Origin of the sequence: Paenibacillus sp. Y412MC10 (assembly GCF_000024685.1) — a bacterium.
GTDB classification, from domain to species: Bacteria; Bacillota; Bacilli; order Paenibacillales; family Paenibacillaceae; genus Paenibacillus_AQ; species Paenibacillus_AQ lautus_A.
The window spans coordinates 7,031,020-7,047,274 of the sequence record NC_013406.1; the positions used below are offsets into that span (position 1 = coordinate 7,031,020).

General features: G+C 46.1%; 11 protein-coding genes. 1 reads left to right on the forward strand and 10 read right to left on the reverse strand.

Annotated elements, in window-relative coordinates:
* Window positions 1-41: 41 nt before the first annotated feature.
* From GYMC10_RS31095 to GYMC10_RS31125, 7 genes are all read right to left on the reverse strand, one after another.
* Entirely contained in the window at window positions 42-6,083 is a 6,042-nt protein-coding gene (locus GYMC10_RS31095) for a CehA/McbA family metallohydrolase (RefSeq protein WP_015738068.1), read from the reverse strand.
* A gap of 116 nt (window positions 6,084-6,199) precedes the next feature.
* A complete protein-coding gene (locus GYMC10_RS31100) occupies window positions 6,200-7,306 on the reverse strand; it encodes an SGNH/GDSL hydrolase family protein (protein ID WP_015738069.1) in 1,107 nt (368 codons plus the stop codon).
* 230 nt (window positions 7,307-7,536) lie between these two features.
* Window positions 7,537-8,301, reverse strand: a complete 765-nt coding sequence (locus GYMC10_RS31105; RefSeq protein WP_015738070.1) for a Cof-type HAD-IIB family hydrolase — start codon at window positions 8,299-8,301, stop codon at window positions 7,537-7,539.
* Window positions 8,298-9,134 carry a carbohydrate ABC transporter permease gene (locus GYMC10_RS31110; protein WP_015738071.1) on the reverse strand — a complete coding sequence of 279 codons (837 nt, stop codon included), beginning with the start codon at window positions 9,132-9,134 and terminating at the stop codon, window positions 8,298-8,300. The genes GYMC10_RS31105 and GYMC10_RS31110 overlap by 4 nt, the downstream gene beginning before the upstream one ends.
* A gap of 29 nt (window positions 9,135-9,163) precedes the next feature.
* Window positions 9,164-10,114 carry a carbohydrate ABC transporter permease gene (locus GYMC10_RS31115; RefSeq protein WP_015738072.1) on the reverse strand — a complete coding sequence of 317 codons (951 nt, stop codon included), beginning with the start codon at window positions 10,112-10,114 and terminating at the stop codon, window positions 9,164-9,166.
* A gap of 141 nt (window positions 10,115-10,255) precedes the next feature.
* Window positions 10,256-11,731, reverse strand: coding sequence for an ABC transporter substrate-binding protein (locus GYMC10_RS31120; protein ID WP_015738073.1), 1,476 nt, complete (start codon window positions 11,729-11,731; stop codon window positions 10,256-10,258).
* A gap of 195 nt (window positions 11,732-11,926) precedes the next feature.
* A complete protein-coding gene (locus tag GYMC10_RS31125; protein ID WP_015738074.1) occupies window positions 11,927-12,511 on the reverse strand; it encodes a YdcF family protein in 585 nt (194 codons plus the stop codon).
* Between the two features lie 322 nt (window positions 12,512-12,833).
* Between GYMC10_RS31125 and GYMC10_RS31130 the strand changes: the two genes are divergently transcribed.
* A complete protein-coding gene (locus GYMC10_RS31130; RefSeq protein WP_261979492.1) occupies window positions 12,834-14,018 on the forward strand; it encodes an ROK family transcriptional regulator in 1,185 nt (394 codons plus the stop codon).
* A gap of 263 nt (window positions 14,019-14,281) precedes the next feature.
* Here GYMC10_RS31130 and GYMC10_RS31135 read toward each other — a convergent pair whose 3' ends face one another.
* The 3 genes from GYMC10_RS31135 to GYMC10_RS31145 form a co-directional block, all read right to left on the reverse strand.
* Window positions 14,282-14,689, reverse strand: coding sequence for a hypothetical protein (locus GYMC10_RS31135; protein WP_015738076.1), 408 nt, complete (start codon window positions 14,687-14,689; stop codon window positions 14,282-14,284).
* 73 nt (window positions 14,690-14,762) lie between these two features.
* Entirely contained in the window at window positions 14,763-15,317 is a 555-nt protein-coding gene (locus GYMC10_RS31140; RefSeq protein WP_015738077.1) for an NADAR family protein, read from the reverse strand.
* Window positions 15,318-15,320: 3 nt separating this feature from the next.
* Window positions 15,321-16,205, reverse strand: coding sequence for an NUDIX hydrolase (locus GYMC10_RS31145; RefSeq protein ID WP_015738078.1), 885 nt, complete (start codon window positions 16,203-16,205; stop codon window positions 15,321-15,323).
* Window positions 16,206-16,255: the final 50 nt, after the last annotated feature.

Sequence of the window (16,255 nt, forward strand, 5' to 3'; positions counted from 1 at the left end):
CGGACTCATTTCATTCAACTGCCTAATACTTATGGTGCCGTTCAAACGATCTCATGGCTTGCTCCCGCCATGAAGGCAGGAGGGTGCGGCATCCGGTTCGCGATCCCCCGCTCTCCCGTTCCTACTAAGGCTGAAGAAGTGAGTGGAAGCGTGACTTCCGCATCCACGCCCCCCTCCATATCGATTTGCTTCTGAGCCGAGATTTTTAGCTCATAGGATGCAATCAAGCCATCATACTCTGCCGTAATGAGCACGGTTCCTTCCGACTTGGCTGTTACTACACCGCTAGCGCTAATCTCCGCTATACTTGGATCACTGCTTGTGTAGATAATGTTTGTGTCTACCTTTTCACGACTTCCATTACTATATACTGCGGTAGTCACCGTATGAGCACTCTCTCCAACGACCAGTACAGCAGGCCCTTCGAATTCAAGCTCAGTCAGAGTAACCAATTCCACTTCGTTGCCTTCTGATACCGATTGTAAAACAGGCCGTTTAACAATACCGTCCCATCTCCAAACAGCGTTAAAGTCCCACCCTAATCTGTCCGTATAGGTGGATGGAGTCTCTATTTCAGTTTCAGACAGCCCTAATCCTTTAAGGGTTGTTAATGCTCCCTCAGTGACACCTTCTTTATTCACCATCATGCCGTCAAACGCATAATTATTTTCGAGCGTGGCGGTGTGCCCCGCAAGAACTCGTCCCATCACCCGGTTCGCCATCGTTGGCGCCGTAACCGAAGGGCCGAGGGCTATGACATTTCTGACGACCGTATCATTGTATCCGTATCCAGTCACTCCGCCCGCATTGCTCGTCATCGCTCGAACGGTTCCAGACGCATACACGTTTTCTGTTAGGCTGCCCGAGTTCGTAATTCCGATTAGGCCGCCGGCCTGACTTACCTGAGCGGTTACATCTGCGGTAGAATAGCTATTTGTTACAATGCCATTAGAATAGCCCACTAGGCCGCCTACTGTGCTGGAGCCTGTAATGGAGCCTGTTGAAAGACTATTCTCTATCTCGCCATTGTTCGTGTTGACGAGTATGCCAATTCTGCTCCCGCCAGTGACGCCGGCATCGATCATGGCTATATTTTTAATCACTCCGCCATTAAGATGGACTAAGCCGCCGCTCGAGGAATTAAAGTTGACTATTTTCTTCCCGTCGCCATCCAAAACACCGGTGAACGAAACATCTTTAAAAAGTGACTCAGCCGGTTGTCCTGCGTAATCCAAATCATGGTCCAAAATATACTTTTCTGCCGGGAAGGCTTCCATAACATTCAGATCAGCAATGGACTTGATTCGGTAATAACCAGCTTCATTTCTTTCCAAAGGCACGACAGGCTCGCTTGCCTCTTCAGGGTTACTGCTCAATACCGGACGCTTTAAAGCATCATTCCACATCCAAACCGACTCAAAATCCCAGTTCAGTCGATCGGTATACGTGTTAGGGTCTTCAACCTGCTGCTGAGAAAGCCCCAAACCCTTTCTGTTGTCAGCAGCGGCAATACTCTCGCCTTCTTTATCCACAATCATGCCATCGAACGCATAATTATTCTGAAGCGTTGCGGTATGCCCGGCAAGGACTCGTCCCACCACGCGGTTCGCCATCGTCGGCGTCACGACGGAAGGGTTAAGAGCAATCACGTTTCTAACAACCGTATCATTATAACCGTAGCCAGTCACTCCGCCTGCGTTGCTTCTAAGCGCCTGGACAGCCCCGGATGCATACACGTTTTCCGTTAAGCTGCCTGAGTTCGTAATTCCGATTAGACCTCCAGCTTGGTTCAGTTGGGCCGTTACATCTGCCGTAGAATAGCTGTTTCTCACGATGCCATTGGAATAGCCCGCTAGACCGCCCACGGTACTGGAGCCTTCGATTGAGCCCGTGACATAACTATTCTCTACCGCTCCGTTGTTCGTATTAACGAGTATGCCGATATTACTTCCGCCAGTGACGCTTGCATCTACCATAGCTATGTTTTTAATGGTTCCGCCATTGAGATGAAATAAGCCGCCATTTTCTGATTTAAAATTGGTTAAGGATTTATTGTTCCCATCAAACGTGCCAAGGAATGGCGTCGCTTTAAATAAAGGTTCAAATAGCCGCCCTTCAAAATCAAGATCATCCTCCAATATATAATTCTCATTTGGGAATTCGGATATCGTTTTTAATTCTTGAATCGAGCGGATGATGTAGTACCCCTCTTCATTCCGATCAAGCTTCGGCTTCGGAATATGATCTTCGTCAATTTGTTCCAAATTACTTTGCAGTAATGGACGTTTGGCATCTTCATTCCAGATCCAGATCGTATCAAAATCCCAACCGAGAGTCTCAATGAAAAAAGATGGCTCCGTGAATGTTTCTGCACCGACCCCCTGTCCTTTCTCATTGTTCGGATCATTCACCGTAACGTTCTCACTGCTAACAAACATATTTTCATCAGCGTAATTATTGACTAAAGTTGCCGTCTCCCCAGCTAGTACTCTGCCGACAATTCGATTCGATGCAGTACCTGTAACAATAGATGGATTTAATGCCATACTATTTCGAATGACCGTATGGTTATATCCGTATCCGCTGATGCCGCCAGCATTTGATTCTTCTGCTATTACGGCTCCGGTTGCATAGACCTGTTCTGTTGTACTCCCCCGATTCGTAATCCCGATCAAGCCGCCGGCTTGCTTGCCTCGCGCATGGACTCGAGCTGTTGAATAACTGTTTCTAACGGTACCGTTCGAGTAGCCCACAAGACCGCCAACTGTAGAATTACCTCGAATAGATCCGGTACTGTAGGCATTTTCCACGATCCCATCATTCTGATCAACCAGGATCCCAATATTACTTCGGCGAACATCAATATCGGCATGGGTGATTCCTACATTACGAATCGTCCCTTCATTAATAGCAAAGAGACCGGCGCCGCCCGAGGAGACCATAACACCTGTAATCGTATGCCCTTGCCCATCAAACGTACCCGTAAATGGAGTGCCATTCGCGCCAATGGCTTCAAAAAACATGCCATTACCGTCAATGTCTTGAGCTAAAATAAAATGTTTGTCCGGGAACTCATGCATTTTATTGAGTCCACTGGCACTTTTGATTTGATAGGGGTTGCCTTCCGAACCATCGCCCAGCATGCCTTCTTTAGCTATGAACGGTTCCGTTAACGGCTCTTGATCGATTGGATTATTAACCACTCTTACGACGATCGTATGTTCATCGCCAAATGCAAGCGGGTTATCAAATAAGATGATTTGTTCACGTCCGAGATGTTCTAGCGTTGCTTCTTGAATAACCGTTTCCAGCAGTTGTTCACCTGTATGATCCCGCTTTTCCCCGATAACGGTGACACGTTCAAGGGAGCTCGGGTAATTCAGGACCCCGACGCCCTTCAAGACGTTATTTTCTATTATTGCGCTTGTTAAGTTCATATAATTTGCAGGTTGTTTAATCGTAAATGAATCAATTTCATCACCGTCGCTGTTGTAGGCTTTCAACGTAAGAGATTGATCGTTTGATTCTAAAATAACACCCGTCTGCTTATTTTCATCATATACGATATGATCCCAGTCAAACGATTTGTTATCATAGAACGTTGGACCTGATGAACCAACTGTCACAAAAGTTGTACCTAGATTCATCGCTTCTTCCGATATATCTTTTACACCGTTTCGTATGGTTGTCCGTTTATACAAATGATCATGACCGCCAATGTACAGACTGACACCAAGCCGTTCAAAGGCTTGAGACAATTTCACTCTCATCATGTCCATACCGGTCTCATCACCTGATTGACCGCCATAATAAGGATAGTGCCCCATAACGATTTTCCACTTCTTGTCGGTTGCCCGCAAATCTTTTTCCAGCCATGACAGCTGCTTGTCGAAATCCACCACGGAATTCAGAACAGCAATGTGCATATCGCCATAATCAAACGAATAATTCGTTTCCCGGTAACTGCCTTCACCGTTCTTCGGCAGGTTGAAAAACCCGGAGTACGGTCCGATTTTCCGTTCCGTCGCACGTTCACGGTCCCCGACAATGTGAGCAGAAACTAGACCCATATCATTGTTGTAAATGTTGCTAAACACATCATCCCATGCATACATATTGCCGCCGTTCTCGACCAAGTCTCCGACTTGAATCACCGTCTGTCCGTTTGAATTCTTCTCCTGCAGAACGTCCAGCATATTTTTAAAGAGCTGGAAGCTTTCCGGATTTCGATCCGGAACGCCAAGATCCCCCATCACATACATAACGGCTTCCTCTGAAGCTGGCGCGGTCCTATAGCTGTAACTGTCGCTCCAAGGTCCAGTCGGTGACATTCCATACCGATAGTCATACGTAGTCCCTAAGTCGAGACCTGTTATATTCGCTTCATGAGCTGCAAGCACGCGATAGTTACTTTTGGCAAATGTATCGCCATACGCGACTTGAAAATAAGAGACTCCCGCTTGTACCACTTCCGCATTGTCCCACGTCGCCTCTGACTCCGGTTTATACTGAACATATGACGTTTCTAACGCCTTATCCGTCACCAAATTTATTCCTACTTCACGTTCATTCCCACCTACATTAACAATGGGCTGAAATTCATTTAGAACTTTATCGGCATCCAGATTTTGTTGATCAACAAGGATTCGAATAAGTTCAACACGCGTATTTCCTTGGGCGTCGGTTGCTACATACTTAATGAAATACTCTCCATACATGTCGACCTTGAAATGCTGATTTAGAGCCGCCACTTCTCCCTTATCATTTAGAACGATGGCTTCCACCGATAAAGATTGACCGCTGTGATCTGTCGCCGAAGCGCCCAGCACTTCTACTTGATCCCCAAGCTTAATAGTATCCGGATATTGTCCATGAACCTTAATTTCAGGCGCATGCACCGTGCCCCTCGTCTCATCACCAATCCATATTGGAGCACTTATAGCCTCTTCACCGTCCACTTGGAAAGCTCTTACGAGGAAGTAGTCCCCATCTTTACTCGCTAAGGATACTTCCTGATTAAATTGATTGCCGGCAATATTGCCGTACTCCTTGATGATTTCACCGCTGTTTTTGTAAACAACGACTTTATCCAACACATCGTTAGCATCAGGGTCACTTATCTGTATCTTGAGATTAATTTTCTTTGTTTTGGCCGGAAGAATCGACCCCATCATCTGACCTTTGGCTGAAACCGCCATTTCTAAGTTGCGATCAAATGATACATAGGTGCGGTGGTTTCGCATCGCCTCGTAAAGGCCTTCTCTAGTAAGCTTTTTTCCCCACATACCGGTCACATGGGGCTGAACCATTCCCCAATTCCCTTTGTGCTCGTCCCCGCCAAACACGGGAGAAACATGCCAGCCTCGATCTAATGCTTTGGTATAGATTGCAAAATCATTGGAGGATTTGTATTCGATCAGATTAAGGTTTCTGTCAACTTCCCGGTTATAGTGTTTAAATTCATTGAAACTCCAATTTCCTGACGAACGTGGATGATTAAATTGCGCAATCGCATTCGGATCTTGGGCAAGTCTTGCGTAAAAGGTTGGCAGATCATATTTGATGTCGCTCCAGCCCCAAGTGCCATCCGCACCTACTCCATGTGTTCTTGCAAACCATGGAGCATTAAATAAATTGATATGGCCCGCTTCATCATACCAAGTCACTTCCGTGCCCGGCAGCGTAATAAATTCGTGATCACGATTGTGAGCATCGGATTGCTCATGCAGCAGCTTGTATTCTTCTGAATAAGAGTCTTGAACATTCGTAATAAAGTCACTGCCCGTACTGATATCATAAGTCACGTCGTGTTCCGTCACTGCAAAAAAATCAAAATCTGTATTACTTTTCACAAAATTATAAGCATCATTAGGCAGCAATATCCCGTCACTGAGAGAAGTATGGGAATGCATGTGACCTTTGAACAGTGAATTTCCTAAGTACTTAGCTCTATCTTTTTTAGAGACAACATTCTCTGTCTCTGAAGACGCCGCGAATACATTAATGCCGTAATAAAGACTAACAACCCCCGCAATCATACAAGCCACCACAATAAAAGGCAGACTTCTTCTTTGGGACTTCAATTAAAATCCTCTCCTTTTTCGGCTTAAATGGTAAGACAGGTGTCTGACTGATAAACAAACAGCCCCTAAACCAAAAAATGCAGTCTGAAGGCTGTTCATATCATCTGTCTTGTTCATCACAGTCTCAACAATCGCTTAATGATAGGTGCAAGCGACTGTGCCATGCGCAAAAATCCGAGGTCCGTTGGATGTGTTCCGTCAACCGTACAATCATTGACGAAATCATCGCCCAGCAGCTTAAAACCGTCAACGAAATGGATATTAGCGTCTCCTTCTGTCCGCCTCTGCTCCACATTCTCGATCTGGATCAGCCTGCGGCGGTCATTAAGATCCCTCCTCTCTATATAGAATTGGTCTTCGGCAGTACTAATCCTGGAGACTACCAATATAGGAACCTCTGGATGCCGGTCTCTCAGAATTTGGATGAAGGCAGGCAGCGTTCGTGCGATGTTTCCGGCCTCCCCCGTATTCCCTTCATAATCAAGAATGAATAGAGCCGGATCATCGATTTCCGACATGATATGCGCGAGTTCCGGCTCGCCCTTTCCATTCCCCGAGAAGCCAAGATTGACGAACTCCACCGGAATCATACGGCTGAGAATATTAGAATAAGCCATACCCGGTCGGGAGGCGCATCCCCCTTGCGTAATCGAAGTTCCATATATAATAACGGGTCTACTGCTAGCATAGGCAGGTGCATCGCTTATGACAGCATCCTTATCTACACCGATCCACACCTCTTCTACCCCTTGATAGAGCGGTAAATTTAAGGTGACGGCCACATCTTTTTTTGAATCCCACTGATAAAGCTGGGATTCATATTCACTTTCCGTTGGTTTGAATCTAGCCGTGGTGATAAAGCTCTGCTCTCCCGGCTCTCCAAGATAGCAGTCAACCCCGCACTGCCCTGTAGGCGGCATATGATACATATTGGCCGGTCCGGCAAGACGTACCCTTATGACCAGCCTTGAAGAATTGGTGCGAAAGCGAATTTGTCCGCCTGCCGTACAATAAGCAAGCGTATCAACCGCGGGCGACAAGACAGCCCCGGAAGCCAAGGGCAGGCGTCTGTATATCCCATCCTGCGCAAGCCAAGGGAAGCCCGCGATGTGAAAGGGCGCTTCCAGCGGAGAATGCCATCTCAACTGTTCGCCATTTGTTGTCTCCGGGTATATCGTTCCGCCCAGTTGATCTAAGTTTATCTCTTTCGATTGTACGGCCATCTATATCTACTCCCTCACTATATTTACTAGAGGTTGTTCAAAAAGTCGCCTTTTGATCACGAAGTGAGCCAAGAAGTAACTCGGCATCGAATCTTGAATTCAGCCGGGCCTTCCGGTGCTCACGTACCCAAAACGTACGCTCCGCTCCTCACTCCCTACCTTCATCCAACCTTCTCGGTGCTGAAAATCCTACTTTTTGAACTCGCACTATTAGAATACCTTTGATGGGTTTACTCCATTTGGAATACATATTTCCGAATCGCCTGAGCAACGCCGTTCTCGTTGTTGGTAGCCGTGATTACGTCCGCTATGGATTTGATATGCTCTTCACCGTTGGCCATCGCCACACCGAGACCTGCCGCCTTCAGGAGCTTCGCGTCATTATCACTGTCCCCCATAGCAATGACATCGGACATCGAGAAGCCCAGCGTCTGACAAACCTCGCGCACTCCGCTTTCCTTTGTAATGCCTTTAACTGAAATCTCCATATTAGTAGGAGCCGAATGGGTAACCTCGAGCGTGCCCCAACTGAGCAGCTCTTCCTTAATTTCCGCAAGCTTCCGCTGATCATTACTGCCAATGCCGAATTTCATCCAATCCCGTTCGAACATCTCCGGCGTCCAATCCTTGTCGCCCGTCAAGCTTTCCACGCTGTAGCCCCAGTACCACTCGCCCCGCTTGGCAGCAATGGCGTGCATATCGCGGACCGCGTCCCGAGGGAGGAAGACTCGCTTTTTAAGCCTGCCCGGTCCCTCCCAAACTTCTGCTCCATTGAGCAGCACCATGGGGGAATCGAGCCCAAGCTCATCCCAAAAGCCCTTGGCAGTTTGCAAGCCTCTCCCGGTGGAGAACATGACTTTAACACCCTGATCTACTGCATATTGAAGCCACTTTTTGGTCTCATCCGTAATGTGCTTTTCATCCGTCAGAAGCGTCCCGTCCAGATCCAATGCAATCAGCTTATATTTCGCCTTCACTTGTTCTGCAGTATTCATCCCTTCACCGCCCCCATGGTCGCGCCTTCCATAAGAAGTTTTTGGAAAAGGATATAAATAATAATGGACGGTACCATCGCAATGGTTACACCGGCAAACAAAGTTACCCAATCCGCAGTAAACTCCATTTGCTTATTCGCAGAATACATTTGCACCGCAATGGGATATTTCTTGGGATCGCTCAAATAGATAAACGGCGCTAAGAAATTGTTATAGAACCCTAAGAACTTGAATACGCCAACGGTTACAATTCCCGGTGTAGACAAAGGAACGATAACACGCCAAAACTTTTGGAATAATGTAGCGCCATCCATCGTTGCGCTCTCTTCAAGCTCCATCGGCAGAGAGCTCATAAACCCTCCGAGCAGCATAAGATAGAACACGCTTTCACCCAGACTGGACAGAAGAATTAATCCGGTCAAGCTATTGGTCAAACTCAGTTCCCGCATAATGACATACTGGGGTACAAGCGCATTGATGCCAGGCAGGAACAGGGACAACATAATCAAGCCCCAAATCAATTTTCTGCCTTTGAACTGCATTCGAGTAAGCGCATAGGCGTTAATTGTCGTAAAGAAAAGCCCAAGCACCAGACTTCCGCCAACATAATAAAGGGTATTTAAGAGTGATTGCCCAAAACCGTATTGATTCCAAGCCTTCGAATAATTCTGCCATCTTAGTTCCGAAGGCAGCGCCCATATATCTTTAAAAAACTCAGGATTGCTTTTTAACGATTCATAGATAACCCAGACTAAAGGAAATAATATGGTCAGCGACCAAGCATAAAGCAGCACACGCCACACAACGTCCATAAACGTTCGTTTTTCCTTCAAACTTTATCCCTCCGAACTTCATATGGAAACTAATACTCGTAGCCTTTGTTCGGCACAAATTTATCGATTAACAGCTTTGCCGTTACTAATATGACGAACAGGATCATACCGACTGCGGAAGCGTAGCCGTAATTCCGATACTCTACGCCAAAAGCCAAGTTAAACATGTAGAGGCCGATGACATCCGTCGACCCGAATGGGCCCCCATTTGTCATAATGAGGATGATTTCAAAGCCCTTCATCGTGCCAACGACCAGGAACAAAGCGCTGACCCGAATAATGGGCATAACAAGCGGCATTGTAATTTTAAACAAACGCGTCATATGTCCGGCCCCTTCAAGAATCGCCGCCTCGTACAATGACTTTGGAATCGCCAGCATCGCATTGGCAAAGATAATGACGTACAAGCCGACGCCGCCCCATACCCATGCCGGGATAATCGACGCAAGCGCCGTATTTTCATTGCCCAACCAATAGAAATTACCGGTATCAATGCCAATGAACTTTAGTAGCCCATTCAGCAAACCGTACGATCCGTCATAAATAAAAGCCCAGAGGAGCGCGACTACGACCGTAGATAAAACATTCGGAAAGAAAAACAATATCTTCAAAAACTTATTTTCTTTATACGATTTATTTGTAATTAAATAGGCAAGTATCAAAGAGATGATAATAACAAAGAAGGGCACCGTTATCATTAAAATCAAGTTGTGGGTAAGCGCGCGCCACACGTATTTATCTTGAAATGCGTTGACGAAATTGGACACCCCGACGAACGTTGCATCCGTAAACCCGTCCCAATTAAGCAGCGCATAATAAACGGATAAAATGTTCGGAAACAACGTGAAAAGCAAATATCCGCCAAAGGGAGGCACAATGGCTATGAACAGAAATATCCACTTCTGCGTATTCGCTTTATCAAGACCCAGTTTGCGCAGCACAGAGGGCCTTGGTGTCTTCACAGCGGTTGAATCAGACACGAGAGATCAACTCCTATCTTACTGGAAGTGAAAATCCGACTTTTTGAACACGTACTATTAGTCATTTTCAGCGTGTAGCCTATGGGGTCGCAGAAGTTAAAACGGAGGAGCGGAGATGAATCCTCCCCGCTCCATCACGTCTTATTTTTTCTTTTCAGCCTCTACAGCTTTCTTCAGCAGCTCTTCGGCTTGCTCCAGAATCGGTTTCGGATCCTGCATACCCATAGCAAATTTAACAATATTCTCATTCAATAATTTTTCCGCTTGAGCAAGATTCGGATCCGAAATACTGATAGACCGGCTTGCTTTATAAGTTTGAGCATTATTATCCGCAATGTACTTCAGAACAGATTGGGCGGAACTGGAAAGGTTAGCCGTTCTGGCAGGGTCTTCCGTCAAATCCTTGCGCATTGGCAAAGCGCCTGCTTTTTCAGCAGCAAATTGTTGATTTTCAAGCGTAACCATCCACGTGATCAATTCTTTGGCCCACTTTTTGTTAAGCTCCGGCTTAGCTGCCCAGATATAGTTGAAGTTTGAAGTTCCGCTTCGAATCCAAAGCGTTTGATTTGTGTTATCTCTGAAAGGAACAGCCATGAAGCCCCAATCGAAATCCTCGGGTGTTGCTTCCTTCATCTCATTCTCGACATGAGTCCCTGTCGATACCATCGCCGCTTGCCCCTGAATAACCTGCATTTGCGATTGCGTATGGTTCAATGCCGGAAGTCCTTCTGCAAAATATCCTTGTTGGCCAAGCTCATAGATGCGCGTCCAGGTTTCAACTGTCTCCGGATTTGTGTATTGCGGCAGAGCATAGGTTCTATAATTTTCGATAAATTCATCGACATGGCCATTGATATCAGCCAGCTCAAAATTTTTAGCTGTTCCGAAAGCCCAGTTATGGTAGCTTGGATGAATACCCGGGAACGTTATGGGAGCAATGCCGTCCGCTTTAATGTCTGCGAGAAGTGCTTTAAATTCATCCCATGTGTTCGGGTTTTGGTTCCAGCCATGCTCTTCGAATAGCTTTTTGTTAAAAAACAACCCGCCAAAGCTGCTCGCCGTCGTAAATTCATACCTTTTCCCATTGATCAGTTGCGTTGACTCGTACATGCCCGGCATCATAAGATCTTTGACCTTTTTGTCCGGCACATCTGGAAGAGGGTATTCCCAAATGTCATCCATTGGTTCAAGCTTGCCGGCTTCAGCGAGCCCCACAATACCTCCCGCTGGATCTGTATTAAATAGATCAAACATGTCATTATCATTGCCCGCAGAGATTTTTGTAGAAAGAATCGTCTTCATATCAGCTGAAGCCGTGATGTCTATTTTGACATTTGGATACTTGGCTGTGAACGATTCAACTGCATAATCGAACCACTCCCGGCCATATCCTCCTACAAAAAAGCCTACCTTTAGCGTTACTTCCTCATTCTTCGGCAATCCATTCTCATAAACTTCTACTTCTGCAGATACACCCGGCTTATCCGAACCAGCAGGAGTTGTACTTGGACTAGCCCCGTTCTTTCCGCTGTTTCCACCGCAACCAGCCAGCATGGTTAAAGATAATACCGCTGCCACACCCGTGCTCATGAATCGTTTCATTTTTCCATTCAACATTATTTCACTCCCCCGTTAATTAATAAATAAATTGGATTAACTATTTAAGCATAACTATGTTTTGTTAATCAGCAATCAAGTCAGGGTAAATAATTTGTAAATAAGTACTGGCTTTAGACTGCTAAGCCTCACCTCCATAATATGCTGTAAACGCTTTCATTTTAATTACGAATTGGTCATTTGTCAACCTTTTTGTCAATTGTTTTGATCATTAATGACCCTCTTAATAATGGGGAGAGTTAATCGAAATGCCCGAATCTCCAAAAAGGTTAATTTAAGCTGGAATTCCACAATGCTTCTAAGGCTTCGATTAGCGTAGAATCCGCCTTTTATGCCAAGACGATGCATAATATACTTCGTGCGGCGGACATGAAATAAATTGGTTATGATAACAAAAGATTTTAGCTGGTACTGCTCCATCAATTGCTTGCTAAAGATTAAATTTTGAACGGTGTTGTTTGACTTGTCTTCTTTTAATACTCTTTTTGCTGGGATGCCCTTCTCAACCAGGTACTTCTTCATCAGCTCCGCTTCCGAGCGACGTGAACCAACCGCTCCCCCCGATACAATAATATATTCGTGCCCATATTGCCGAAATTGTTTGCAAGCTTCATCCAGTCTTTCTTTAAGCAACGGGTGTATTCGGCCGTCTTTAGATACATAGCCAAGTACAATAAGTGCATCTGCTTTACCAGGTTGTAACATAACTGCATGCAGCCAGCATATGTAAGTCAGCACCGTCATCGCTGCTATTGCAATGATCCATCCAATCCATACCATCACTTACTCCTCTAGGCGTCAAATTGTTGTATTTAATCAAATCAGTTTACAAATATAATATCCTTTTTTATTACAATGTCAATACAATTCGCTGCGTTTTTTTCAGTGTTTTTGGATTGAAAGCTTTCGTACTGATTGTATCATGCTGCATAAAGCCGCCATTTATCATCGTTTTTAAGAAATTTAAAAATGTACGTTAGTTGAATTAAACGAACTTGCAACTTTTATTCGCCTCGTATTAATGCTACACTTGAAGCAAAGTATGTTCCTAATTTGTCAAATGTTTTGAATCTATATTATATAAAACGTTATTGGAAAGAGGATGCATATTGTGAGTGATTCGGTTAAACAAACCAGCCATATGTTATTAAAATCAATAAATCAGCAGAAGGTTCTTTTTCTCATTTATTCAGAGGGGCCGATCTCTCGCGTAGAGCTTGCGGAAAAGACTGGACTAAGCAGACAAACGGTAACCAATATCGTGAATCGCCTGTTGAAGGAAAAAATAATCGTGACAGGGGAGCTTATCGACTTGGAGGCAGGCAGCGGAAGGAAAAGAGTCGGCCTTCATATCAACAGCGGCCATTTTTATGCCATCGGGCTTGAGCTCGCCGGCAAATACATTCGCGGAAAAGTGTTCAACCTGCGTCAAGAAGCTGTCGCATCCGCAGAACGCACGAGCAACAAATATGGTTCTATAGATGTGCTGATGCAGCTGTTGCATGAAGTTATCGATGAGCTGCTCACCCAGGTACCCAACACCTCCAAAGTAAAAGGGATCGGAATCAGTATGCAGGGCCTGGTCGATTCTCAGCATGGCATCGTTCTGCGCACACCTGGCATAGGCGTTCATCGCCTGCCGCTCAAGCAGCTGCTTGAAGACAAATATGACATACCCGTGTATATCGAGAACGATGTCAATCTTCTCTCTGTCAACGAGAATATGAACGGCTGCTTGAAGGATTCCAATAACAATATCACCATCAAGTTTGATTATGGTACAGGCGGCGCGATCGTCCATGATAAACAAATTATTGCAGGATCAAGCTTTGTTGCAGGTGAATTCGGGCATTATAAAGGCTTCTATGGAGAAGATGCCTATCCATGCCATTGCGGCAGATCCGGATGCTTAACGACGCTGGCTTCCAGCAGCGGACTTAGTGTTTCCATCAAATGCACACTAGAGGAGTTCGCAGAAGGCATAAGAACAGGAGATCCTAAGTTCCTTGGTTTATACGAAAAAATTGTCGATGGCATCGCGATCGCCGTTACTAATATTATTACATTTATCAATCCAGACAGTCTGCTTATGACTGGCCGAGTCATTCCTACCATCAGTCCCGAAATGTTCAACGAGATTAAAGCTAGAGTGATGCACCAGTTGCCTGTGACAGTTAATAACGTACAATTGATCCACCTTCAGGACAAACCGGATGAAACCAAGCTTGCTGCCGGGTTAGTTATTAAACGTGCATTTGAAATACCGCTGGATACGTTATCTCTTTAATTGCGCCCCTTCATGAATTCTCTCCCCCTTGGATGGAGTTCTCCGGTTAGATTTTTGCACGGTAGGATACCTTGATTTCTGGACTATAAGTAAAAGCAGGCCCTCTGTAAACTTGCAGATGGCCTGCTTCAATAACCTTTATCCTTATGCCTTTTTCTTCAGATCAGGAACAATCCTGCAAGCAGCAGGATGCATCAGCCAACAAATAGCTGTGCATATTCGTAGCCGTATTTGGTACCTTGTTGTTCTTAAATACGATATTATTAAAGTACAGTAATCCCACTCTCAAAAATGACTTTCAAATAGTCACCTTCAACGTGAAACTCAACGCTCAAAGTCAAATCATTAGGTTCGCCATCGGTCGTCAATGCATATTCGTAAGCAATTCCGCTTCCATCGTTAAAGTGATAGAAAGATTCTTGTTGATAAACACTGCCATCTTTATAAACAGGCCTAAAGGTGCATTCTACATCAAACCTATCGATCTGTTCGAACTCATTATCTTCCTTAAAACTCTCGATGACCTCTTTTAACAGCTCAATGTCCCAATTCTGCATATCATCAACGTTTCGGGCAATTTCCTCATATCGTCCATCTGCGATGGAGTCAACAATCTCTTTTGCGAACGCCCGAATCATATCTTCCTCTTTGCCTAACACCCGTTTAAGCATACCACGGCTCCTTTATCTCCAGAATAATATGTATCTTACGGAGAGCGCCCTTTCACTACTCCATCACGATGTCTTACTCACTCTGCAGCAACTCGTCCCGCGCTTCGGTCAGCGCGAACCCCAGCAGGTTTCGGCCCCGCCATTTCACGGGATTCTCCGCATCCGGATTGGACTGGCCCATGCCGATCCCCCATATACGGTCCCGCGGGCTGGCTTCGACGAGGATGCGGTTCTTCGTCGACTTGAGATAATCGCCTAGCTCCGGATTCTGCGAAAACTTGGCCAAGCTGGCTCTTTTGACGATGCCGTAGCATTCCTTGTCCCAAGTATCCTTGTCAAAGTTTCGGACCGCGCGCCCATAAGCCTTCATCTCCTTGGGATGCTTAGCCGTAAGGATCGACTCCAGCATTTCGTTGTCGCCGAACAGCCTTGCCTTCTCGGCCATCATAAACTGCTCGGCACAGGAATACTCCGTCCCCTCTACCGTGAACGGGCACATCCACCACTGGCTGAAGCAGCTTTTGTCGACGCTCCCGTCCTTAGGCGGCGTATGGCCCCAAAAGAATACATATTTGAACGTTTTTCCTTCGTTATAAGCTTTTCTTAGCTCATCGAGATTGTAAATCATCCGTTAATCCTCCAGTTTTCTCCGATACAACCGGGATGGCCGATGTCCCGCATTTTCGGTGTAATGATCGGTCTCCGCCACGAGATCGGCCACCTTGCGCCGGAAGGCCGCCTTCAATAGCTCTTTATCCATAATAACCTCATAAACCTGCTGCAGTTCCGTCAAGGTAAAAAGCTTTGGCATTAAGTGCAGCGCAATATCGGTATAATTCACTTTTCCCCGCAGCCGCTCGATCGCGCACGCTATAATCTTCGCATGGTCGAAGGCCAATCCGTCATTCGATACGATCTTATACTCCGTGCTAGTCGATGTCGTCTTCACTGTCAACGTTCTGGCCACGACCGCCGAAAGCTCCTCTTCACCGCTTAGCTTGAGTTCATACTCCAGCGTCTTGACGTATCCGTCCTCCATCAACTCTTTCTGCTCCCGCAGCAGCCGATAGGAGACCTTGAACCAAGAGGCGTCGGCCGCATCGTCTCCCGCTCTAAGCTCCAACTTGTCGCTGTTGATCAGAGCCATGTAGCTGCAGCTCATCACCCAGGTTCGGGGATCTCGCCCGATATCGCTGAACGTATACAACTGCTCCAAATAAACGTCGTCCACGCTGGTTTCCTCACGCAATTCCCTTGCAGCTGCCTGCTCAGTCGTCTCGCTCGGCTGGACAAAGCCGCCAGGCAGCGCCCATTTCCCCAGGAAGGGGTGACCTCCCCGGCGGATGAGCAGGATGCGGAGCTCCTTTTCCGGTAATTTCCGATAGCTGTCAGCTTCCTCATCCGTAACCGTGAAGATCACCATATCGGCTGCCACCGAAGGCCGCTCGTAATCTCCTGCCCGGTACTGCTCCAAAAATTCGCGTTCCGTAAGTCCGTTCCGATCCAACAAATCCAATGGGTGCGCCTCCTTGTTTTTTGATTCTAATGAGCTGTGGTTATGGGTTC